At 60.0% G+C, this 22,677-nt stretch carries 19 protein-coding genes; 9 read left to right on the forward strand and 10 right to left on the reverse strand.

Annotated elements, in window-relative coordinates:
- Positions 1-52: 52 nt before the first annotated feature.
- The 3 genes from IB272_RS31055 to IB272_RS31065 all read right to left on the reverse strand — a co-directional run bounded on the left by IB272_RS31055 (position 53) and on the right by IB272_RS31065 (position 3,345).
- Complete coding sequence (locus IB272_RS31055) at positions 53-604, reverse strand: hypothetical protein (protein ID WP_210339543.1); 552 nt, start codon at positions 602-604, stop codon at positions 53-55.
- A gap of 49 nt (positions 605-653) precedes the next feature.
- A complete protein-coding gene (locus tag IB272_RS31060) occupies positions 654-2,249 on the reverse strand; it encodes an MBL fold metallo-hydrolase (protein ID WP_192445696.1) in 1,596 nt (531 codons plus the stop codon).
- Between the two features lie 73 nt (positions 2,250-2,322).
- Positions 2,323-3,345: an ornithine carbamoyltransferase gene (locus IB272_RS31065; protein WP_192445697.1), complete on the reverse strand. Its 1,023-nt coding sequence runs from the start codon at positions 3,343-3,345 to the stop codon at positions 2,323-2,325.
- 216 nt (positions 3,346-3,561) lie between these two features.
- On the opposite strand from IB272_RS31065, the gene IB272_RS31070 reads away from it, so the two are divergent.
- Entirely contained in the window at positions 3,562-3,993 is a 432-nt protein-coding gene (locus IB272_RS31070; RefSeq protein ID WP_192445698.1) for a hypothetical protein, read from the forward strand.
- Between the two features lie 32 nt (positions 3,994-4,025).
- Here the strand turns inward: IB272_RS31070 and IB272_RS31075 are convergent, their stop codons facing one another.
- A complete protein-coding gene (locus tag IB272_RS31075; protein ID WP_192445699.1) occupies positions 4,026-4,766 on the reverse strand; it encodes a response regulator in 741 nt (246 codons plus the stop codon).
- A gap of 140 nt (positions 4,767-4,906) precedes the next feature.
- Here IB272_RS31075 and IB272_RS31080 point away from each other — a divergent pair, with 140 nt between their 5' ends.
- The 3 genes from IB272_RS31080 to IB272_RS31090 all read left to right on the forward strand — a co-directional run bounded on the left by IB272_RS31080 (position 4,907) and on the right by IB272_RS31090 (position 8,613).
- Positions 4,907-5,647 carry a helix-turn-helix domain-containing protein gene (locus IB272_RS31080; protein WP_192445700.1) on the forward strand — a complete coding sequence of 247 codons (741 nt, stop codon included), beginning with the start codon at positions 4,907-4,909 and terminating at the stop codon, positions 5,645-5,647.
- Between the two features lie 17 nt (positions 5,648-5,664).
- Positions 5,665-7,554, forward strand: a complete 1,890-nt coding sequence (locus IB272_RS31085; protein ID WP_246810485.1) for a PAS domain-containing sensor histidine kinase — start codon at positions 5,665-5,667, stop codon at positions 7,552-7,554.
- A 225-nt stretch (positions 7,555-7,779) separates the two neighbouring features.
- The gene (locus tag IB272_RS31090; RefSeq protein ID WP_192445702.1) at positions 7,780-8,613 is read left to right on the forward strand and encodes a universal stress protein; all 834 of its coding nucleotides are present in this window, start codon (positions 7,780-7,782) and stop codon (positions 8,611-8,613) included.
- A 56-nt stretch (positions 8,614-8,669) separates the two neighbouring features.
- Here IB272_RS31090 and IB272_RS31095 read toward each other — a convergent pair whose 3' ends face one another.
- On the reverse strand, positions 8,670-9,122 hold the full coding sequence (locus IB272_RS31095) for a pyridoxamine 5'-phosphate oxidase family protein (RefSeq protein WP_192445703.1): 453 nt from the start codon (positions 9,120-9,122) through the stop codon (positions 8,670-8,672).
- 139 nt (positions 9,123-9,261) lie between these two features.
- Here IB272_RS31095 and IB272_RS31100 point away from each other — a divergent pair, with 139 nt between their 5' ends.
- Positions 9,262-9,918: a BON domain-containing protein gene (locus IB272_RS31100; protein WP_192445704.1), complete on the forward strand. Its 657-nt coding sequence runs from the start codon at positions 9,262-9,264 to the stop codon at positions 9,916-9,918.
- A gap of 34 nt (positions 9,919-9,952) precedes the next feature.
- Entirely contained in the window at positions 9,953-12,634 is a 2,682-nt protein-coding gene (locus IB272_RS31105; protein WP_192445705.1) for an HAD-IC family P-type ATPase, read from the forward strand.
- Here the strand turns inward: IB272_RS31105 and IB272_RS31110 are convergent.
- On the reverse strand, positions 12,618-13,868 hold the full coding sequence (locus IB272_RS31110; protein ID WP_192445706.1) for an MgtC/SapB family protein: 1,251 nt from the start codon (positions 13,866-13,868) through the stop codon (positions 12,618-12,620). The two genes, IB272_RS31105 and IB272_RS31110, sit on opposite strands and share 17 nt — an antisense overlap.
- Before the next feature lie 136 nt (positions 13,869-14,004).
- Here IB272_RS31110 and IB272_RS31115 point away from each other — a divergent pair, with 136 nt between their 5' ends.
- The 3 genes from IB272_RS31115 to IB272_RS31125 all read left to right on the forward strand — a co-directional run bounded on the left by IB272_RS31115 (position 14,005) and on the right by IB272_RS31125 (position 18,057).
- Entirely contained in the window at positions 14,005-14,505 is a 501-nt protein-coding gene (locus tag IB272_RS31115) for a universal stress protein (RefSeq protein WP_192445707.1), read from the forward strand.
- 165 nt (positions 14,506-14,670) lie between these two features.
- The gene (locus tag IB272_RS31120) at positions 14,671-16,911 is read left to right on the forward strand and encodes a heavy metal translocating P-type ATPase (protein WP_192445732.1); all 2,241 of its coding nucleotides are present in this window, start codon (positions 14,671-14,673) and stop codon (positions 16,909-16,911) included.
- A gap of 111 nt (positions 16,912-17,022) precedes the next feature.
- Positions 17,023-18,057, forward strand: coding sequence for an ABC transporter ATP-binding protein (locus IB272_RS31125; RefSeq protein ID WP_192445708.1), 1,035 nt, complete (start codon positions 17,023-17,025; stop codon positions 18,055-18,057).
- Positions 18,058-18,202: 145 nt separating this feature from the next.
- Here IB272_RS31125 and IB272_RS31130 read toward each other — a convergent pair whose 3' ends face one another.
- The 4 genes from IB272_RS31130 to IB272_RS31145 form a co-directional block, all read right to left on the reverse strand.
- Entirely contained in the window at positions 18,203-18,526 is a 324-nt protein-coding gene (locus IB272_RS31130) for a hypothetical protein (protein ID WP_192445709.1), read from the reverse strand.
- A 97-nt stretch (positions 18,527-18,623) separates the two neighbouring features.
- Entirely contained in the window at positions 18,624-19,619 is a 996-nt protein-coding gene (locus tag IB272_RS31135) for a HupE/UreJ family protein (protein ID WP_192445710.1), read from the reverse strand.
- Positions 19,616-20,467 (reverse strand): peptidyl-prolyl cis-trans isomerase, encoded by an 852-nt coding sequence (locus tag IB272_RS31140; RefSeq protein WP_246810486.1) that lies wholly within the window; start codon positions 20,465-20,467, stop codon positions 19,616-19,618. The genes IB272_RS31135 and IB272_RS31140 overlap by 4 nt, the downstream gene beginning before the upstream one ends.
- A gap of 80 nt (positions 20,468-20,547) precedes the next feature.
- Positions 20,548-22,488, reverse strand: coding sequence for a DUF3604 domain-containing protein (locus IB272_RS31145; protein ID WP_192445711.1), 1,941 nt, complete (start codon positions 22,486-22,488; stop codon positions 20,548-20,550).
- Positions 22,489-22,677: the final 189 nt, after the last annotated feature.

Raw genomic sequence — 22,677 nt, forward strand, 5'->3', positions numbered from 1 at the left:
GATCTCATCTCTTGGTGCGCGCGCATTGACGCGCGTCAAGGATTGTCAAATGTCAGTAGGCGAGGACCTGGACGTCAGCTGCCGCCAGACGACGATAGAGCCGACCGCGTCGCCTGATGGGCCACCAGTCGTAGAGAAAAATCTCTAGCGCCCTCCAGTTTGCCACCCAACCGAAGATGACCAGGCTTTCGCTGGCAACACGCGAGAACGCGCCCTCACCCGAAAGATTGGTCAGGAGCTGACTTGCGATCAAGCTGAAAGCGAGGATCGGCGCGCCGATGAGCAAGGCGCGCCGCCCCTCCCTTAAGAGCTGCCGCAACTCGCGACTAGCTTGCCTGGCGCGGCTTTCAAAATTATAGCGCATTGCGTCCTGGACAACACGCGTCACAGCCGTGTCGGCTTCTCCGGAAGGCAACTGCACGACAATCGCAAGCGGTCCATCATCGGGGGCCTCCTCAGCCCAATCGACAATGAAACGCTCGGCATCCTCGTCCAGATCGCGCTCATGAAAGGGTGTGGGGTCCAGCGAATTGAAGAGCCGAGCCAGTTGGTCGATACGGATCGGGATCGTATGACGCCCGCCGGTTGATGATATCGCGTCCAACGCGCCTGCTCCTGGTCGATTTCACGTAGTCGCTGGCATGAACGAAGGCTCAGGCGTCCTCGTTCAGTGCCCGCCGTATGCGGCGAATGACCACGCCCCGGGCTTTGTCGTCGGCTGCCTTTGCCAACTCCGCCTGCAAGTCGAGTACCAGCGATTGCAAATCGTTGTTCCAGTCCGTCCGACCCGCGCGAAATGGGTCGATGCGTGGCGGGGCGACGCCTTCAACGATCTCGACGGCTCCCTTCGCTTCCAGTCGGAACGACGCATCCAATCGGGGACGAACCACCTTTTCCTCAGAAAGGAATGTCTGGAGCCGCTGTCTCATTCCCTGAAGAGCCGCATCCTCCCCGTGGACCAGAAAGACGCCGGCGCCGATCGGCTCGCGCGCCCGCACCCATTCCGCGAGCTCCTTGCCATCGGCATGCCCGCTATAGATATCCAGCTTCCTGATGCGCGCGCGCACGCGAATGTCATCACCTTGGATGCGCACCACCGAGGCCCCGTCCTCAAGAATGCGTCCCAAGGTACCGGCGGCCTGATAGCCGACAAGGAGCACCGTCCCCTCGTCCCGCCAAAGCCAGTTCTTCAGGCGATGCCTGATCCGACCGGCCTCGCACATTCCGCTGGCGGCAATTACAATGTGAAAGCCTTTCATGAAATCGATTGCTTTGGACTGCTCGGGGGTCTCCGTGAAACGTACGTTCTTTGCTTGCAGTGCCTTGGCTAGCAGCTCTCCGTTCTCAAGCTCCCGCGCATGCCGCCGAAAGATCTCGCTCGCACGTGTCGCCAGAGGCGAGTCGATGATGATCGGACATCTCTCGATCTTGCCGGTGTCCATCAGGTAAACGAGATCGGTGAGGAGCTCCTGGGTTCGTTCCACCGCGAAGGATGGCACGATCAAGGCGCCGTTCGGCCGGGTCGCCTCCAAAACTTCCGCTCTCAAGATGCGCCGCCTGGTTTCGTCGGTTGCATCTTCTCTCTCAACGTCGCCGTAGGTGCTTTCACAAATGACATAATCCCAGCCCGTCGGCGCGGCTGCGTCATATTGAAGAAGCTTGTGTCGTGGGCCTATGTCCCCGGAAAAGAGCAATCTGAGGGGCATCGGGGAGGTGTCCACTTCAACTTCGACTGACGCCGAACCGAGCAGGTGGCCCGCGTTCCAGAACCGAAACCGAAGCCCTTCGGCCGCCGTCTCCCATTTGCCGAGCCGCACCTGCCTGAAAAGCGTGACCGCGATAGCTGCGTCGCCGGCGTCGTAGATAGGGGTAACCGGTTGGCGCCCACGACGAAGGTTCCGGCGATTGAGTTGATCGACTTCGCTTTCTTGAATATGGGCAGAGTCCGGCAGCATGACGGAGCACAGATCGGCTGTGCCCGGCGTTGCGAAAATCGGGCCGTCGTACCCAAGTTTGGCGAGCTTCGGCAGGAGGCCGGAGTGGTCGATATGCGCATGCGTCAGGATCACGGCGTCAATGCTGTCAACGTCGAAGGGGAACGGACGATAGTTGAGTTCCTTCTCTGTCTTCGACCCTTGGAACAGCCCGCAATCGATCAGAACGTTCGTCTCGCCGAACTCGATCAGTTGGCATGAACCGGTGACGGTGCCTGCGGCTCCGTGAAAATGAAGGATCGGTTGGGTCGTCATCAGCGTAAGCCTTGTCGTGGTTGCGGGGCCATGTCCCCTGGAAATGTCTTCCGTTCAATTGCAAGTTTGTAGATCAAACCGGCGGCTCCGATCGGCCCGTTCGGTCTGCAAGCGTAGCCACAAGGAGCGCCTTGATTGCAGGCATGCGATTTTCAGCCTGATCGAAGACGACCGAGGATCTGGATTCAAAGACGCCATCGCACACCTCCATGCACTCGACGCCGAAGCGTTTGGCGATACGGGCGCCCGCCTCATCTTCCCGCCAATGCCAGGCGGGGAGACTGTGCATCAGCTTCGTTTGCGGGTTGTCGGTGGCCTCCATCACATTCTCCCTGACGGCAAAGGGCGCGAGCTTTCTCACCCGCTCGGCCCAACGCACGTCTCCCTCCCCAAACCACGGCGCCGTGCAGATAAAGTCGGCCCCGAGAATTCCGGTGCCGACCTGCTCAAGCACCGCTATCCGGCCGCCGCTATCCCTTGCGGCCGACGTCACCTTTTCAATAAAGGACGCCTCCGGCCAGAAACTCAACGGTGAAATGATGCGAAGGTCAATGCCGAGTTTCGAGGACGCTACTGCCAGGGATCGAGCGACATTGCTGCATCCATCCCCAAGGAAGGCCACGATCATGTCATTAAGAGGCTTGTCGCAGCATTGCTGCATCGTCACGAGGTCGGCCAAGGTCTGCGTGGGGTGTGACGTGTCAGTCATGCCATTCAAGACGGGCACCCGCGCCCATCTGGCGATCTCTTCGACGGCGGATTGGGAATGCCCGATATATCCAATTATATCATACAGCCGACCGAGAAAACGGGCCGTGTCCTTGACCGATTCCCGATAGCGCATGTGGCCGGTCGACGGTCCAATCAATGTCACATTCGCACCTTGGTCGTAGGCTGCGACTTCAAAGGCGGCGCGCGCATGGATCGAATCTCGTTCGCACCACAGCGCCACGTTCCTCATGCTCAGCTGCTTGAGCCCGGTTCCACTCCGCTTTTCTTCCTTGAGGTCAACGACGAGCCGAAGCAGATAGTGGATTTCCTCGGCCGTCAGGTCGTCAAGGGAAAGCACGCTGCGACCACGAAGATCGATCGACATGGCGCATTCTCCTTATTGGGGCGCTCCTTCAGACAAATAAAAGGCAGATATCCGAAGCCGGCATTGATGCTCGTCAATGACGGCTCGTCGGCTCCCGGGAAAACTCGCTTCATAGTGCGCCGTGCCCCGTACCGGCGGAGAGCCTGCAGTCGCACGGCACAAAGCTCGGGACCCGGCGGGTTCATCAAATCCGATCCACTCATCGGGAAGGATATCATGGCTTGCGCCTATGTCGTCGCCCCAATCAAAGCAGCACAGGTAGAACGGGCCTATTGCCTGATCGTCGCGGTGGGCTACGACATCGGCCCTGATGCATGGCGGCAGGTCTGTGCAGCGGCTCTCATGCGCAAACACCCCTCCCCCTTTGTCGAAGAGATTGCGGCTGTCGAAGATCCGCTCGGCTACATCAGGGGTATCGCCATATCGCGCGTGAGGCATCATGAAAAACTGGGCCGCTACCTCTCGGTGCCGGTCTTTGTCGTAGCCACCGCCGGCGATGCGCGCGGCGTCTGCGACGCCCTGCTCGAATACTTGAGCGCAGCGGCATTCGATCGGCATTGCGGCGCCATTCAGGTCGCAAGTCTTGCACCGGACAGTTGGCCGGTTGCCGACGGTGGGGTCGACGGAATAATCATACCGCTGCGTTGAAATCTCAGTAAGCGTATTCGAGACGGCCAGCCTTAAGCGTCCTGCTTCACAGTGCGCGCACTGAACACATAGCCCACTCCGCGGACGGACTTGATCAGCTCGGGGCGGCGTGGATCTCTTTCGATCTTCCGGCGCAGCCGCGCTATTTGAGCGTCGATTACGCGGTCGAATGCCTCTTGCGATCTGCCGCGCGTCAACTCCATCAACACATCCCTATTGAGGACGCGGCCGGCATGCCTCACAAGCGTGCACAGCATGTCGAACTCGGCCGTCGTCAAGGCGATCTCGCGCCCGTCGTCAGATGTCAACCGACGACGGGAAACGTCGAGGCGCAAGTCTTCGAAACAGAAGGTCTGGCTTGTTTGAACGTCCGGGACCAATGCAGCCGGAGGACGCCGACGTCGAAGCGCGCCCCTTACGCGCGCAAGAACCTCGCGAAGGTGGAAGGGCTTCGTAACATAATCATCGGCCCCGATTTCCAAGCCCACCACACGATCAACCACATCGTCCCGGCCGGTCAGCATGATGATGGGAATATCGGAATGGGCGCGAAGCTCACGGGCGAGCGACAGCCCATCTTCTCCCGGGAGCCCCAGATCGAGCAAAATGATATCCACATGAGCCTTCGCCAGCCTGTTGCGCATTTCGCGACCATCGCCGGCAAGACTGACCCGATAGCCTTCCCCTTCGAAATAGCGTGACAACATCTGCCTTATGCGTGGATCGTCATCCACAACGAGCACAAGCTCCGGCTCGTTTCGAGCGTTTGCCATAACCTTCCCCGAAGTTGGTCTGCCCCGACATCCTGTTACATTCGGTCACACTATAGCACCAATTGTTGCAGGCGCGTCGATGCCGGTTCACGCACGCATGTTGAAATCCTCCCTACTCAGCGTCAGATGGAGGATGCGCGATGACCCTTCAATCAGTTGCAATCGGCGGCGGTCTTGGAGCGCTGGAGTGCTCTCTTGCTGCCCCGGATCTATCGTCGGTCTTCAGTCTTCAGCCGATCATCGAAGCTGCGCCGGGTCAGGCGGTGTTCTGGGAAAGGGACGATGCCGGTTATGTTTTTCAGGTCGAGGACGGCATGCTGCGCGCATTGCGCCTGCTTGCTGACGGCCGCCGGGTCATCGTCGGGTTCCTGCATCCCGGTGATCTCCTGGGCGTCTCTGTCAAGGACCGCTATCTCTATACGGTCGAAGCGATAACCGAGGTGAGATTGCGGCGATATCCCCGCCGTCGCTTCGAAGACGACGTGGCGCGCCAGCCGCACCTGCGAAACCAGCTCTTTTCCAAGCTGTGCGACGAAATGACAGCGGCCCAGGATCAGGCGGTGTTGCTGTCGCGACGCAGCGCCGACGAGAAGGTTGCCAACTTCCTGCTTTTTATGGCGAGAGACCGGGACGGCGAGCAGACGGACTTGGTCGATCTGCCGATGACCCGGCTTGATATTGCCGACTACTTGAACATGACCATCGAAACTGTATCTCGCACCGTAACGAAATTCGCAAGCAACGGCATCATCGCTGCGCCCGACAGGCGCTCGATCATCATCTTAAAAAGACATATGCTTCAATCGATCGCGGATGGCGACGGTTGCGATCTTCATCCAGTCGCGGTGTCGAATAGGATCAGGCGAAGTGGTTACGCCTGAGAACGTGGCGGTTGATGATGGCGCAAACTGCAGTCGGGAAAATCGTTGGTCTCCTCAAGGACGCGAACCTGATCGTGCATGAGACCGGCGGAAGGATCAGCCACTGGAGTAGAGGCTGCGAGCGACTTTACGGTTGGCCCGAGGCTGAAGCGCAAGGTGAAGTGATCCATCACCTGCTTGCCACCACATTCTCCGAGCCCATTGAAGACATCCACGCGAAGGTTCAACGACACGGGTCATGGTCCGGAGAACTGGCGCAAAAGCGCAAGGATGAAAGCAAGGTCTTCGTTGCCAGCCTCTGGATCGGTCTGCCAAATGGTCAAAGCGATCATATCATGCGGTTTGACAGCGATATCACCAACTTGAAACACGCCCAGGCCGACCTTGTCGCGCGGGAAGCCCATCTAAGATCGATCCTCGACACCGTACCCGAAGCGATGGTGGTGATTGACGAGACGGGGCTGATCACCTCTTTCAGCGCGGCGGCGGAACGACTTTTCGGCTTTAAGGAGAACGAGGTCCGCGGCTCGAATGTTAAGATGCTGATGCCGTCTCCCGATCGCGAGGCACATGATCGCTACCTCAACAATTATCTAAGCACAGGCGAGCGGCGGATCATCGGGATAGGTCGCGTTGTGACCGGCAGGCGCAAGGACGGCACGACATTTCCCATGGAATTGTCCGTCGGCGAAGCCAGGTCCGCCGGAGGGCGGATCTTCACAGGCTTCATTCGGGACCTGACCAGCCGTCATCGCATCGATGAGGAACTGCGTCAGGCACAAAAGATGGAAGCGATCGGTCAACTCACCGGCGGTCTCGCGCACGACTTCAACAATCTTTTGACTGTCATTGCCGGCAACCTTGAGATGATCGAAAGTCGCCTTGACGATCAGAGCATCAAGGAGCTTTTGCAAGAGGCGCAGGCAGCGGCGGACGATGGTGCAAAGCTCACCGCTCAACTGCTTGCCTTCGGCCGGCGTCAGCCGCTTACCCCAAAGCTTGTCGACGTGGGCGGTCTGATCGGGACCTTCGCAAATCTTCTTGGGCGCACACTCGGCGAGACAGTGGAGCTGTCAACCTTGGTTCGCGGCGCCGACAATGTTGTTCTGGTCGATGTAGCACAATTTCAGAATGCGCTATTGAACCTCGCATTGAATGCGCGCGATGCAATGCGAGGGGGAGGACGGCTCTCCATCGAGGTCTCGAAGGCGAATCTGGACCAGGATTACGTCCTCATGTATCCGGATTCCAGGATGGGACGCTATGTGCTGGTCAGCGTCAGCGATACCGGCGTCGGCATGTCGGACGATGTCAGGCGCCGCGCATTTGAACCTTTTTTTACCACCAAGGTCACCGGAGCGGGTACCGGCCTCGGTCTCAGCATGGTCTACGGTTTCGTCAAGCAGTCGGGAGGCCATGTCCAGCTTTACAGCGAACCCGGCCGCGGCACGAGCGTGCGGCTTTTCTTGCCGGCAGCGAAGGAAAGAACCCAGGCCGACGAGACAGGCGAGCCAAACGATCTGCGACCGGAGCCGGTAGCGCAAGGACACGAGACCATCCTCGTTGTCGAGGATGACGCCCGTGTCCGCCGCATTGTGGTCGCGCGACTTTTGGACGCTGGCTACGGTGTCGTTGAGGCCGAGACGGGGGCCGAGGCCCTTCAGCGCCTCGCCGATCACCCGGAGATTTCTCTTGTCTTTACCGACATGGTGATGCCCGGGGGGATGACAGGAAACGAGCTCGCGCACCACGTTCGCAGATTCCGCCCCGAGATGAAGATACTCGTAACCTCGGGCTACGCGGCTCCGAACCTTGCGAAAGAAAGGCTGCCGGAAGGTGCCTCCTGGCTGCTCAAACCCTATACGGCGAGAAAACTCTCAAAGCGTCTGCGAGAATTGCTCGATTGATGCGCTCAGTTGCTTCGAGGACCTTTGCGGTGGATCGAGCGGATCCGAGTTCGGTGCGGTTCCATCCGTGAAAACACCAAGGCGGCGAAACTGTGGGGTTCGGCTTATCCATCGACGATCACTCCAGCCGGCACCTGAGGATGATCTTTGATTGCCGTCAATGCCGTTTGCCACGCTGTGCGTAGATTAAACGGTAGCCCAAACGTCAATTCGGGAGATGGAGCGATGACATACAAGACTGTGCTATTGGTCGCCGATGCGGACAACTACGATATCGATCTGAGAACCGCGGCGGATCTTTGCGTGGCCGGGAACGCGCACCTGTCCGTTCTTCTTGTGAAGCTTGCCGCCCCTGTGCCACTCGGCGACTACGCGGCGATGTCGGTCGCGTGGCTTGACGTGCGCGCCGGCGATACGGAAAAACTCGGCGACGCCGTCATGAATTCCCGCGCAACCCTGGAAGCACTTGGCATCTCGTTTGATGTCAACGGCTGCTACCCCGAAGAAGCATGGGTTGAGGACGAGATCGGAGAACGGGCACGTTACGCCGACGTGACCTTGATCGGGGCAAGCCTCAAGGCGAGTTCGCGGCTCCGCTCGCACGCCATTGAGGGCGCGCTCTTTCGTTCGGCGCACCCCGTCCTTCTATCTGGCAATCGCCAATCCGTGACGCTGACACCGAAAAAGGTCCTGCTTGCATGGAACTCAACGATCGAAGCGACACGAGCCGCACGCGAAGCGCTTGAGATGATGAAGAACGCCGACAGCGTCAACGTTGTGCTTGTCGATCCCAAGGCTGCGCCGGCAAGGAACGGGGAAGAACCGGGGGCGGATGTCGCGACCTACCTCGCAAGGCATGGCATCGAGGTCACTGTTGACAGGCTGCCAAGCGCTGGGCGTCAGGTCAGCGAGGTGCTTTTGCAGCATGCCATCGACACCGCGTCCGACCTGATCGTCATGGGCGCCTACGGCCATTCGCGGGTACGAGAGCGCATGTTCGGGGGGGTGACCAAGGCCATGATCGAAACACCGGCAGTGCCGGTGTTGATGGTTCATTGAGCCACCGGAACATAAGACAAGGGCTGCGCCGCCGTCGAGCGGCGCAGCTCTTTGCTTCAGGTCTCATTTTCACAGGACGCCCGCCCGGTCATTTCGAGTATGTCGACACTGAAGAACAGGTGCGGGTAATGGCCGGCTATCTCTTGCGGAGCTGGCTTCAACCCGCCCGGTTCCCACCAGTTTGCTCTCTTTTCGAGGAGCGACCAGGCGTGCAGGTACTCGCGGTGCCATTGCCCGGTCGGGGCAAGTTCCTGATAGCGCCCGTAGATCACGACGCTTTTCCACTCGCTCCCGGACACTGCGTCGATCTGCAGGCAGACATTGGGATTCCTGCGCATCCAGTCAATCTTTCGACCGGGCATGGAAAATGCGTAGAGGCAATTTCCGGCGTAGGCATATGTGATTGGCACGACATAGGGCCTATCGTCGACGCAACAGGCAAGGTGAGCCACATGGCCCTCCTCAACGACGCTGCTGCATTCGTGGCGGGACATTTCCTTGACGATCATGATCCACCTCCGTGAAAAGATAGTTCAAGATTAATTCCTTGTGCGCGCGGGCGCTTTGACGCCCCTCAAAGACCGACAGGCGACGATCAAGCATACTGTTGGGATAAACTGGACGAGGAGACTTTTGGAGGTGATAGCCATGAGCGACATCAGTTTACGACAAGATATTCTCGACGAACTCGAGTACGAGCCCAGCATCGACGCCGCAAACATCGGCGTCACGGTCGAGAGCGGGATCGTGACCCTGACAGGTCATGTTCACAGCTTTGCCGAAAAGCACGCCGCCGAACAAGTTGCTCGACGGATCAAGGGTGTTCGAGCCATCGCGGAGGAAATCGCCGTGCGGTTGCCAGCACACAAGAAGACCGCCGATGACGAAATCGCAAGCCGTGTCTTGAAGATTCTCGACTGGGGTGCGGCGATTTCCGATCCGAGCGATATCCAGGTGAAGGTGGAGAACGGGTTCGTTACACTCGCCGGCACTGTCGATTTCTATTTTCAACGCTCGGCGGCCGAACATTCGGTTCGCCAACTCTCCGGTGTAACGGGCATCGACAACCAGTTGAGGATCCGGCCACGGATGGATGTCGTAGACATCCGCCACGGCATCAAGCAAGCCTTGAGGCGGAATGCCGAAATCGAGGCCGAGGACATCGAGGTCGAAGTTTCTGGCAGCCATGTGACCTTGCGCGGGAAAGTGCAAAGCTCGCGAGAGCGTATTACCGCCGAGCAGGCTGCCTGGTCCGCAAAAGGGGTGAGCGGGGTAACCGACTACCTAACGGTGTCCGACAAATAGGCACTTTTCGTAGCTTTACTTTATGGGGCTCATGATGGCCGAACCGATGCCGCTCAGCCTCGCCCGGCGTCAAAAGGAAGACAGCGGCTATATGGGGCTCACGAGCGAGGAGGCCCGTAGGCGATTGGCCATGTGCGGTCCAAACGCCCTGCCCGAACCAAGGGCAGGGTCGGTGGCCGAAACATTCGTGCGCCAGTTCCGCAGTCCACTGATTTACATTCTTCTGGCCGCAGTGCTGGTGTCATTCCTGCTCGGCGATGTGAGGGACGCCGTCTTCATTGGGGTCGTTCTTGTTGCAAATGCCATCGTCGGAACCACTCAGGAACACAGTGCCGGCCAAGCGGCATCGGCGTTGCGCAAACTCGAGCAGCCAAAAGCCAATGTTGTGCGAGACGGACGTTTGGTCGAGCTCGACGCGCGGCTGATCGTGCCCGGCGACCTGGTGGCTCTGGAATCCGGCGGACGCGTGCCGGCAGACATGCGGCTAACCGCAGTTGACGGGCTCTTTTGCGATGAGTCCTTGCTAACGGGCGAATCCGCGCCGGTTGCAAAGTCACCAACCCCGGCTTCCGTCACAGGCGATGAACAACGAAGCTACACGGCATACGCCGCGGCGCTCGTCACACGCGGTCGCGCCCGTGGGGTCGTCTCAGCGACTGGCAAGAACACGGAAATTGGCAAGACCGCAATCGACATCAGCAAGGCACCCCTTGCCAGATCGCCATTGCTGATCCGCCTGGAGGGATTTTCAAGACTCATTGCCGTCGTCGTCGCAACCGTCGTGGTCTTGCTGATAGTTGTCGGGATCGCTCGCGGCATGCCGGCGAGCGAGCTTTTTATGATGGCGGTTGGGTTGGCCGTGAGCGCAATCCCCGAGGGCCTCCCGATTGCGATCTCGGTCGCCTTGGCAATCAGCATGCGTCGAATGGCCAGGAAACACGTCATCGTTCGCCGGATGCCCGCTGTCGAAGCCCTCGGGTCATGCACGATAATCGCAACCGACAAGACCGGGACGTTGACGTTGAATGAGTTGACGGTCACCGACATTCGCCTGCCTGACGGAACCGACCTTTTCTGCGACACGCATGCCGATATCGAGTCCTGCCACATCCGCGGGAAGGATACGTCCCCCGACCAGGCACGTGAGCGTGCGACCGCCCTTCTACGGGCCGCCTCTCTACCTAATGAAGGATCGCTCTTAAGGGGTGAAGATGGGTGGACCAGCGTTGGCGACACGGTCGATGTCGCGCTCCTGGCCGCCGCCCACAAGGCGGGCCTACCGAGACAGTCGATTGAGGATGATTATCCTTTGATAGGCCGAATCCCCTATGAGCCGGAGATTAAATATGCCGCATCGTTTCATCGAGATGGCGATGTGGTGCGTATCTTCGTGAAGGGAGCGGCCGAAACCCTCATCGCAATGTCGGATCGAATGGAGATGAATGGCCGCGCGGTAACGATCGACCGCGAGAGGCTTCTGCGCCACAAGGAAGAGATGGCGGCCCAAGGTTTGCGCGTATTGGCGTTTGCAGAAGGCGAAACGACGGTCGAGGACGATGGCGGATGTGGTCGGCACCTTCTCGCCGATCTGGTTTTTCTCGGGCTGGCCGGCATGCAGGATCCGATCAGACCGGAAGTACCCGACGCGATCCGCAACTGCCACAACGCGGGCGTCCAGGTCGTCATGCTTACCGGAGACGATCCAAAGACCGCCGCGGCGATCGCGGCTGATGCGGGCCTCGCCTTCACCATCGACCAGGTCGTCACTGGCGAAGAGGTGAGCCGGGCCGAGGCGCAGGGGCAAGCAAGCCTCGACGCGCTCGCCCGCCGGGGGCGCATCTATGCACGCATCGCCCCATCGCAAAAACTGGCGCTCGCTCTCGCGCTTTCGCGCAACGGACACTTCGTTGCCGTCACGGGTGACGGGGTCAACGATGCGCCTGCCCTGAAACACGCGCACATCGGAGTGGCGATGGGCCGAAAGGGAACGGACGTCGCCAAAGAGAGCGCCGATATTATCATTACAGACGACAATTTCGCGTCAATCGTCAGTGCCATCAAGGAAGGTCGCGTCGCCTACGCCAACATTCGTAAGGTCATCTTCATGCTCGTCTCCACGGGATCAGCGGAACTCGTGTTGTTTCTTTTTGCTGCCACTCTTGCACTGCCAATGCCGCTTCTACCAGTGCAACTCCTGTGGCTCAATCTTGTCACCAACGGCATCCAGGATGTCGCTCTTGCAAGCGAGGGGCCTGAGGGCGATGAACTCTCCCGTGCGCCGCGCAGGCCGAATGAACCGATCTTCGATCGGGTGATGATCCGCCGCCTCTGTCAAACGACGCTCGTTATGGGAGGCGGAGGTATCGCGACGTTCTATCTCGCTCTAGAACGGGGCTACAGTGAAAGCGATGCCCGCAACATGCTTTTGCTGTTGCTTGTTCTCTTCGAAAATTTCCAGACTTTTGCAAGTCGCTCGGAGCGGAAGTCCATTGTCGCGCTCGGCATGTTTGGCAATCCGCTCCTGCTCTTTTGCATTGCCGCAGCCTTGGGCCTCCACATCACCGCAATGCACGTTCCGCTCCTCAGCGATACCCTTCAGGTTTCAGCGATGAAACCGGCCGAGTGGGCGATGCTCTTGCTTGCTGCCTCTTCGATCCTTTTCATTATGGAATTCGACAAGCGGCGGCTGCGTGGAAAATCTACTGCATATTTATGACGTGGGTACTTACGCCAGTTGCGGCAGCGACGAGCGAGACGACGCCGAGTGGCACCCAGTATCCTGCTGTTCCGGACAGGATCGCCACGAATATTCGCCCCCCCGTATTGACGAGCGCGGCTGCCAGCACCGCGGCGCCGACAGTCGGCAAGGGCATCGCTCCGCCGACGGAGCGTAACGCGGTCAGTACGGCAACGTCGACGTCGAAGATGCCAGATGCGGCCGATATGCCAATCAAGCTGTTGTTGCCAATCCTCGCAACCACCGCAGCGCCAAGTGTCGCGGTGGCGGCAAACAGACTGGCAAAGACAAGGAGCGGCATCAGTTCAAAGGGATTTCGTGCTTCGACGTCTTGGGCTGCACCGGACACCCTCTTGGCCATCAAGAGACTTCCGCACGCGACGAATACGACGGCTGCCGTCAGCAGTGGCGCCACAACGATCGGAAGCAGCCGGGGGGACAGTGCAAGGACGATGACGAGTACCCGCAGCAGTGAAATAGCCGCCGCGACACTTGCTGCCCCTGCCAGCGGCCGAGCGGGCTCCCCGGCACGCACCTTTTGTCCAAAGCTTGCCGTGACTGCAGTGGACGAGACGATTGCGCCCGTAAGACCGCTGACAAGAAGCCCGCGCGTTGAGCCCAGCAGGCGTGTCGCCACATATCCGGCAAATGAGATGGTCGCACTCAGCACGGTGAGAAACCACACCTCGCGGGGATTGCAGCCGCCCCAAGGGTCGATCGTCCGGTTCGGCAGAAGCGGCAATACGATAGCGGTCATCACCGCAAGAACGAGAGCGGAACGTAGTTCCGGCCAGGTTAGCCGCCTGAGGAGATTGTGAAGAAGTTCTCTGCTGGCAAGAACTGCTGCAAGAGCCGCGCCGCCTGCAGCGGCCGCCTTGTAGTCGCCCGCAACCGCCAGCCCGCCGAGCGAAAAGACGCACAATCCGGCGACGACACCGGTAACACTGAAATCTTCATCGCGCCGAGCCTCACGCAACTTGAACCATGTAAGGCTCATCGAAAACACCAGCAGACCAGCAGCAAACAGGAACGGGCTGTTTTGAGCCTCCGACAGGGCCGCAACGATACCGCCAAGAAGTCCGGAAATCCCGAAAGTTCGAATGCCGGCAGTCCGGCTGCCTTCCGCCGCAGCCCTCTCGCGCCACCCCCGCTCCAAACCGACGAGAAGGCCAATTGCAAGTGCGAGCCCCAAACGAAGGATAAGCGGTTCCATTTGCACTCTCCAAGGGCGGCACACGCGCTGGTATCAACCCATCCCATTTGTGGCCAGCTAACTTCGATCCTGTCTTTGACGACGATCAATGCTTGCGGATTGACAATGCATGACGCTGCTCTGAGAGGAGTTTTCCATGGATGACCATATCCTTGTTGCAACAGATGGATCAGACAACGCGCGCGACGCCGTCGCAATGGCTATAAGGCTTGCGAAGGCGATTGGCGCGCCCCTGACCGTTCTCCACATTGCCTCACCAAATTTTGCAAGCGCAACAGACGGCCCTTCTCGCTCCGGGCGGGTCTTCCCCATCGGCAACATGATCCCGGGCATGCCGAGGCCGGCAGAACTTTCATGCACGTCCGGCGATGGCATCGATGACAGCGCCCTGGCGCTCGGCAAGACAATTGTGGAGCAAGCAATAAACGAGGCACGCGGGCTCGGCGTCGAGAATGTCACTGCGCGGCTGGAAGTGGGGGATTGCGCCCAAACCGTTCTCGACACTGCAACAGAGATCAAAGCAAGCTTGATTGTCGTAGGAAGCCGGGGTCTTGGGCGCGTCAAGAGGATGGTCCTCGGGAGCGTGTCGAAGAAGATAGCCCAGGATGCGCACTGCTCGGTCCTTGTCGTCCGCTGAAGCTTGCGAAGAAGAAACGGTCGGCCTGGTGCAAAGGTGCCTGCGAGACTGACCGCGTTTTTGAATTGAGGAACCAGGCTCTTGAGCGCGCAGCACACAATTGCTCTTCGGTGGCCAGAAGAAGTAACGCCGAAACGTGCGCTTCTTGCTGTGAGCGCTGTCTCCCTGGCAGGGGGCGCGCTTACATGGTTCGCCAACCGTCCCGACCACAGCGCATGGATATGGGGAGTGGGAACGGCAATCATCCTTGCGAGCCTGGTCACGGAGATCGGAACAAGCCTGGCAAAAGCAGAATTCGGCCTGGATTTGATCGCAGCCCTCGCCATGAGCGGCGCGCTTTTGCTGGGCGAGTATTTCGCCGGGATCATCATCGCAATGATGTTTGCAGGTGGGGAAGCGCTTGAGGATTTTGCCCAACGGCGAGCACGCCATGAACTGACGGCACTGCTAGACCGGGTACCGCGCACCGCGGCACGCTTCACAGGCAAGCAATTCGAAGAAGTCGCGATCGACGACATAGAGCCTGGTGACCGGATTTTAGTGCGCAGCGGCGAGGTCCTGGCAGTTGACGGTCGCTTGACAGGCAGCTCAGCAATGCTCGACGAGTCCGCTCTGACAGGCGAGGCCCTGCCGGTCCTTCATCGATCCGGAGAGTACTTGATGAGCGGCTCCGTCAATCCGGGAGATCCCTTCGAAATGGTCGCCTCGCGCGTTGCGAAGGAGAGCACCTATGCGGGTATTGCAAGGTTGGTCGAGGCTGCGAAAAGCGCCAAGGCGCCAATGTCTCGTCTCGCGGACCGTTACGCGCTCGGCTTTCTCGCGGTGACGCTTCTTCTGGCAACGATCGCGTGGGTACTTTCAGGACAGGCGACAAGGGCATTGGCGGTTCTGGTGGTTGCCACCCCCTGCCCGCTCATTCTCGCAGTTCCGGTCGCCCTCATCTCAGGCGTGTCTCGCTGCGCGCGCAAAGGCATCCTCGTGAAGGGCGGCGGTGCCCTCGAAATGCTTGCGCGCGCGAGGACCGTTTTGCTCGACAAGACGGGGACGATAACGGACGGCCGGGCCCGGCTATTGGAGACTAAGGTTCGCAGCGACCTTGCCCCGCAAGAGGTTCTACGGCTGGCAGCTTCGATCGACCAGGCGTCCCGTCACGTCGTCGCCTGCGCCCTTGTCGCCGCCGCCCACGAGCGCGGGCTCGCCCTTTTATCGCCATCCCAACTGAGGGAATCTTCTGGCTCGGGCATCACCGGCCGGATCAAGGAGCGGCAGATAGCCGTCGGCGGATGGGACTTCATCCGTCCCATCATCGATGACACCGATTTCTCGCGCGAGATCGAGATCTGGATCAAGAGGGAGGGCACGGTCGCGGTCGCAGTGGCGGAGGAAGGCGTCCTTGTAGGAGCGTTTCTTCTGGCCGATGAGGTCAGGCCGGAAGCCGGCACGGTTCTCAGGCAGTTGCGCGAAGCCGGCATTGGACGAATTGTGCTTGCTACCGGCGACCGGTCTGATATCGCCAAAAGCCTGGCCGCGTTTCTGGGCATCGACAACATCGTCGCAGAAATGAAGCCGGACGATAAGACGCGATTGGTTGAGACGGAGAGGAGAGCCGGGCCGGTCATGATGGTGGGCGACGGCGTCAACGACGCGCCCGCCCTGGCCGCAGCCGACGTCGGGGTCGCGATGGGTGCCCGGGGGGCCGCAGCGTCGACGGAAGCGGCCGACGTCGTCATTCTCGTTGACCGGTTGGATCGTCTTGTCAGTGCCGTCCACATAGCAAAACGATCCCGGCGGATTGCACTTCAGAGCGTCTACGTCGGGATGGGGCTGTCAATTACAGGGATGATTGCTGCCGCGCTCGGTTATCTCGCGCCGGTCGAGGGCGCCCTTGTTCAGGAGGCAATTGACGTCGTCGCCATTCTGAACGGCCTGCGTGCGCTTGCACACCCGGTTCGCCGATGGGGTCGAGCCAATCAACTGTCACAGCAAGAGCTCCTGGAACTGGAAGCAGAACACCGTAACCTCATGTCCGTCGTCGACGAGATCCGGCACACGACCGAACGGATACAGCATCTGCCCGAACCGGAAACGCGACAACGCTTGGCCGATTTGGATGCGCTGTTGCGTGAGAGACTGCTTCCCCATGAACGCCAAGACGACTGCGTTTTGTATCCGTTGCTTCGCCGACGGCTCGGCGCGTCGCATGCCCTCGCCGGCATGAGCCGCACCCACATGGAAATTCAGCGCCAGGTCCATCTTCTCACCTCCCTGCGCCAGGCGATCGATTTTTCCGGTCTGAAACCGCAGCAACTCTACGAGATCCAACGGCTGCTCCATGGGCTGGAAGCGGTCGTGAGACTGCACTTTGCCCAGGAACAGGAAATCTACCGTGCCCTTGAGGGCGATTGACGAGAGAAAGACCGTCCCCTGAGGAATTGTTCGGGCCCACCCGACTTATCAGTCAAACATAAGCCGGCCGGGCAATGGCAGTGTTCAAATTCGACGTGATCGGGGTCTGACATGGCAACAGAAACAGAAAATCCGTCAATGACGCGTCCGCGATGGAACCTTTCGAGGGCGATAGCACGCCGCATCAGGCCGCTCCGCCCATCTGCGCCCGTTCAACTGAACGAGACCTTTGGGAAATTCATCTGGAATGTCACCGGTCTTCACCAGTTTTACGTCGGCGCAGTCGCCATCGGCGTCACGCTCTTCAACTTCATTCCGATCGAGTTGCAACGCCGAGTTATCGACGAGGCGGTTGCCACAAAGGATATCAGGCGACTTGCTATACTGGGATTTGTCTACCTCGCGGTCCTGGGCGCCTATTCCTGTCTGAAGTATGTGCTTTTTATCTATCAGGGCTGGATTGCCGAAAGCGCAATAAAAACCGCGCGCGACCAACTGGCGCCAGTCGCGTGCAAGCGCGCGAGACAGCCGACCGAAGCAAGCGGACAGACTGCGAATGTTCTTGGCAACGAGGTCGACACCGTGGGCGGGTTCGTCGGGACGAGCATTTCGGAGTTTGTCGTCAACACCAGCATGATGATGTCTGTGTTCGCCTACATGATCTACATGGAGCCGGTGATCGCCCTATTCAGCGTTGGTGCCGTGATCCCTCAGTTCTTCCTCGCCAAGTACCTGCAGCGGAGCCTCAACACGCGAGTCGAGCGGCAAATCGGCCTGGTGCGAAGGCTTGGCGATCAGGCTGTTGACCGTTCGTCGAGAAAGTCGGCTGTACTCCATGCCACGCATCGAACAATTCGGACGATCTTTCAGAACAGGATTGAACTTTATCTGCTGAAATTTGGATTGAAGACCCTGCTTAACATCGCCAACTCGCTCGGCTCGCTGATGGTGCTGCTCGCTGGCGGCTATCTCGTGATCACAGGGCAGACAACGATCGGTACGGTGATGGCCTTCGTTTCCGGCTTCCAGCGCCTGTCTGACCCGACGGGAGATCTTCTCGATTTCTATCGAACCTACTCGCAAGCCAAGGTCCAGTATCGGATGATCGTGGAATGGGTAGCCGGACCGAGCGGCCCTCAGGCATGATAGAGTCCTAAAAGCTTGTTTCAGTGGCTGGACGCAGCCCACGCCCTCCATCGAAACCACACCGTAAACATCACATGTTGGCCGGACCGCCCCCCTTTCCAACACCCTCTAAGGGATTTGCCCGCGTTATCACCTTTCAAACTTGTCAGGGCCGGATAAGAGCACTCTTGATCTCGCCCATCCGTCGATCGAGGGTATTATGTCCAGCTTGCATGATATCAATGTCGAACAGGTGACCGACGACCGCCAATTCTTTCATGAGATCACCAATAAAGAGGTCGATGCGCCTCGTGGCCCCCGCTCCCTCCGACGACCGGTCAACCTCATGATCAATTTCGTGATCAAGTGCGCGGTTGAGCTCAAGGGCGGCCGTCAGGAACCTCTTTTGACATTCGCCAAGGTTAGTCACCGATGCGGCGCCACTGCACGCCACAGTCAGCCGAACGGCCTTGTTCTGAAATTCGCTCATGCTTGCATCTCCGAATGATCCGCTAAATGTGACTTAAACTATTTCAATGGGGAGCCAGCCTGGCACGCTCCATGCTTTCGACCCGGTACCACGGCACTCAAATCGCCAAGGTAGTGATCCTGGGAATGAACCAGAGCATCGCGCTGGTGCCGATGGCGTAGGCCATGGCCCGGCGGGCAAAGGCGGGGTGGAAACCGATGGCGGCGCGCTCCGCCCAGGCAATCGCCAGCGCCGTGGCAACGAAGAGGATCTGTCCGGCCTCGACGCCCAGGTTGAAGGTCATTAGGCTCAGCGACACATCCGATTGCGGCAGGCCGATCTCCTTCAGGGCGCCGGAAAAGCCGAAGCCGTGCAGCAGGCCGAAGGCGAACGCGACTACCCAGGGATGAGCTTCGGAGAGACGCACCTCGTTCGGTCTCGCCTTCAGCAGTTCGCTCGCAACGAAGGCGATGCTGAGGGCGATCGTCGCTTCGACCGGTTTCTGGGGAAGGCTGAAATAGCCGAGCGCTGCGCCGGCGAGCGTAATGCTGTGGGCGACGGTGAAGGCTGTGATCGTCTTGAACAGCATAAAGCGATCATGGATCAGCAGCATCAGTGCAAGGACGAAGATCAGGTGATCGAAACCGAGCAGGATGTGTTCTACACCGAGCAGGAAATAGGTCCGGGCGACTTCGAGGCTCGTCTGTGCACCGGCCGCCGTGAAGGAGGGTGCATCGGGCATCAGGCGCGCCACCTCTGTGCCGCCGTTCTGATACTCGATGCGCACCAGCGCTTCGGTCAGCGTCGCTTTGAGCCCATTGACGGCAATCTCGCCATTGCGCAATCCCCCCGCGCAATCGACGACCCGGCGCTCCAGATAGGCGCTGCCCTCGAAGGACCGTATCGGCGCGACCCTTTCGGCGCATTGTTTCGGCAGATGCGCGTCAAGCGCCAGCCGCATCCGGCCTTGCGCCGGCACCTTCCAGAGGACGGTGAAGGCGTCGGGCGCCGTTTCGCGGATGTCGAGAAATGCGGGACGAACCTCATGGGCCACGGCTGGGGTGCCGAAGAGCAGGAGGAGTGGCAGGACGAGAAGGGCGCCAAGCTTTCTCAATGGTTGCCTCCCACAGGCGCGGGGGCTTCGACGCTCACCTCGTAGCGGGCCAGCAATGCGCCGAAGCGTTGCTGCTCGAGTTCTGTGCGTCTCGCATTCTCCCACTCTCGTGCGACCTCGTCGCGGATGTCGGCGAGCTGCGGCACTTGACCCGGCGTGCGTTCCGTCACCCGCACCAGATGGAGGCCGAAGCTGCTCGTGATTGGCCCCATCCACTCACCGAGCGGTGCCTTTTCGAGCCCGTCGGCCAGCGCACCGCCGAACATCTGATCAATCGCCGCCCTGCTCGTGAGTTCGACGGTCGCGGGAAGCAGCGATGTATCTCCAAGCTGCGCCGGATCGGCCATGTCGTTGCTGCGGAGTTCCGCAAGTAGGATATCGGCGTCTTTGGCGATGGTATCGGCGTGCCGTGCCGGATTTAAGAAGACCTGTTCGAATGCCAACTGCGCATCGGTGGCAAAGGCCGCCGGATGGGCCACGAGATAGGCTTCCAATTCCGGATCGGTGACTGTCACCGGGGCGGCTTCGGCGGCGTTCAGGAACTCCATCTTCTGGCGCAGACGGCGGCGCACGACCGTGTCGTCCCGGTCGAGCCCGAGCTCGAGCGCCTGGCGCACCAGAATCTCTTCCTTCACATAGTCGTCGATCATGCCTTTCAGCTCGTCCGTCGTCGGCGGGCGCTGCCAGGTCTTGGAAAAGACCGTGACCATCTGCTCGATTTTCGAGGCACCTACGACGATTTCTTCAGGCGCATCAGCGCCGCCGCGCAGAAGATTATGGACGGCGAAAATCACAAGCGTCAACGCGAGGAAGTGGACCAGCGGCTCTGCCAGGATACGTTTCAACATACCCTTCTCCGTTCGCTTGACGGATGGCGATCGGCGCACGCGCCGTGCGCCCGCCCACGGGTCGCCGTCCCTTTTCCGGATCATGGCGTGTACCAGATCGGCGAGGTGTAAGCGCGCTCGGTCACGGTCATGCGCGTGCCTTCCAGCGGCTTCGTTCCGAAACGCTTGGCATCGTAGGCCGTCCAGCGCGGCGTCGGGATTTCAAGGACGCGACCATAGTAGAATGCCTTTTGTTTCGGATCGAACTGCGGATCCTTCCAGACCGCGATCAGTTCCGGCGCGCCGATGGTGTTGGTCCATGTGGCGTTGGCGACATCGACTGTATCGCCGACCGATGGCACCTTGCCGTCTGCGCCCGGCTTGCGATCGCCACCCCAGGCGACATCATAGACCTGTTCGTGCGTCTCGCCGTTGTCGTCGAGCCAGCCCTTGACGATCTGGTAACGGTCGAGATTGGCGCCGATCGGATCGCGCAGCGCGGCAACGAGAAATGTCGGGGCTTTGCCCTCGGGCGCGGCCGTCAGGTCACCTCCCATCGGCACGCCCTTGGTATAGCCGATGGCGCCGGGGTTGCGGTTTTCGGCGTCCGCCGGCCCGAAGTCCCAGCCGCCGAAGAAACGCACGAGCATGCGCGGCCCGGTCGTCGCATAGGTCTCCTTGCGCTGCATGGCGTCCCAGATGGATTCGCGGGTGTTTTCTTCAGCCCACACCGCCGCGTAACCCGAAGCGCCGACTTCCCAGTCCATCACGGTGATGTTGGTCTTGGCGTCCTTCACAAAGGTCGCCGTTAGCCGTTCCGGGCTCGGCTCCTGCGGGGTCGTTTTGCCAAAGAAGTTCTCTTCCTCCATCGCCGCCAGGCCCGTATGCGAGTCAGAGCTGCCGACGAGGCCAAACTTGTAAGGATTGGTGCCGAGTTGAGCCTCGAGCCTGAGACCATTCATGAAGGCCGAGCGTGCATATTCGAACTCCAACATCTCCGGCGTTTTGCGCTCGCTGGCATCGAGGTTGCCGAAATCCCAGATCTCGAAGTTCGCGAACTCGTCATTGGGCGAAAGCGCCGGGTGCGCCTCGCCGGTTCCCTTCGTCTGCGTCGTTTCGTAGAGTCGTTCCCACCGGGCGCGCTGCTCGACATAGTCCTTGTCCACTGGCTTGCCGGTGAAGGATTCGATCATGGGGAACATGCGTCCATTGGAGAGGTTGCCGTTGTGGGCGATCGCCAGCACATTGCCGCCGGTCTTGTCCTCGTAGGCCTGCATCCACTTCCACAGATCGCGCGGATTGTCGCTGCCGAGCGGCTTCAGGGTCGTGTAGGGCACGACCTCGCTCGCCTTGTCAGCGTTGTCACGGAAGATGACGTTGCGGTGCAGGTTGTTGCCCGCCGTGTTCGAGGTCCATTCATAGCCGATGAAGGCGGTGAAGCGGCCGGGCTCGTTGTATTCCTCGGCCGCCTTGATCGTATCCTGCCAGGCATTCTTGTAGGGGCGGGTATCGGGTCCGTAGATCATCGAGGTCGGCAAGGTACCCTTGCTGAAGCTGAAGATGATCTCAAGGGCGGCCTTTCCACCCTGGCCGGACTTGATCATCTCGTACCAGGTCCTGGCCTGCGGGTCGGCGATGACGTCCGGCTTGCCGGCAAACAGGTCCGGGAACATGCCCATATTGTCGGAATGGTCGGCGACCACGAGGAAGTCGAGCGGGCGCGACAGCCGGGCCGGCTGGCCGCTCGACGCCATGACCTCTTCGCCGCGGGCAAACCGATAGGCGTCGCGCGGGGTCAGCCGCGCGCCGAAGGCCCCGGCGTCGAATGAGGCTCCGGTGTGAAGATGCGTGTCGCCGAACAGCGGGCGGGTCGGAAAATTGCGGCCGACATAGGGAGAGTAGGGCGGCTTGGCCGCAAAGGCCTTTTCGGCCTTGGCGGGGTCCAGCGTGCCGGCGTCGCCATGTTCCTGCGCGGCCACCGAGAGTGCCGGACCGAGGCTCAAGATACTTGCAAGGATGAATTTCGCAGAGCTGTTTTTCATTGCTCCCCCTCCACGCCGGCACGGTCGTATCGCGAAAGTCCGGCTTTCCGCCTTCAACCATCGCACACAGGAGCAAGTTCGACTTTGACACCGATCAAAATCACGATGGCCAGATCGCAGGCAACGCCTACCTGCGCGGTCGGGCCGCCGCCTCGGTACTCGAATGCGCGACCGACCCCTGCAGGAGCT

Source organism: Ensifer sp. ENS08 (assembly GCF_014852195.1).
Lineage (GTDB): Bacteria > Pseudomonadota > Alphaproteobacteria > Rhizobiales > Rhizobiaceae > Ensifer > Ensifer adhaerens.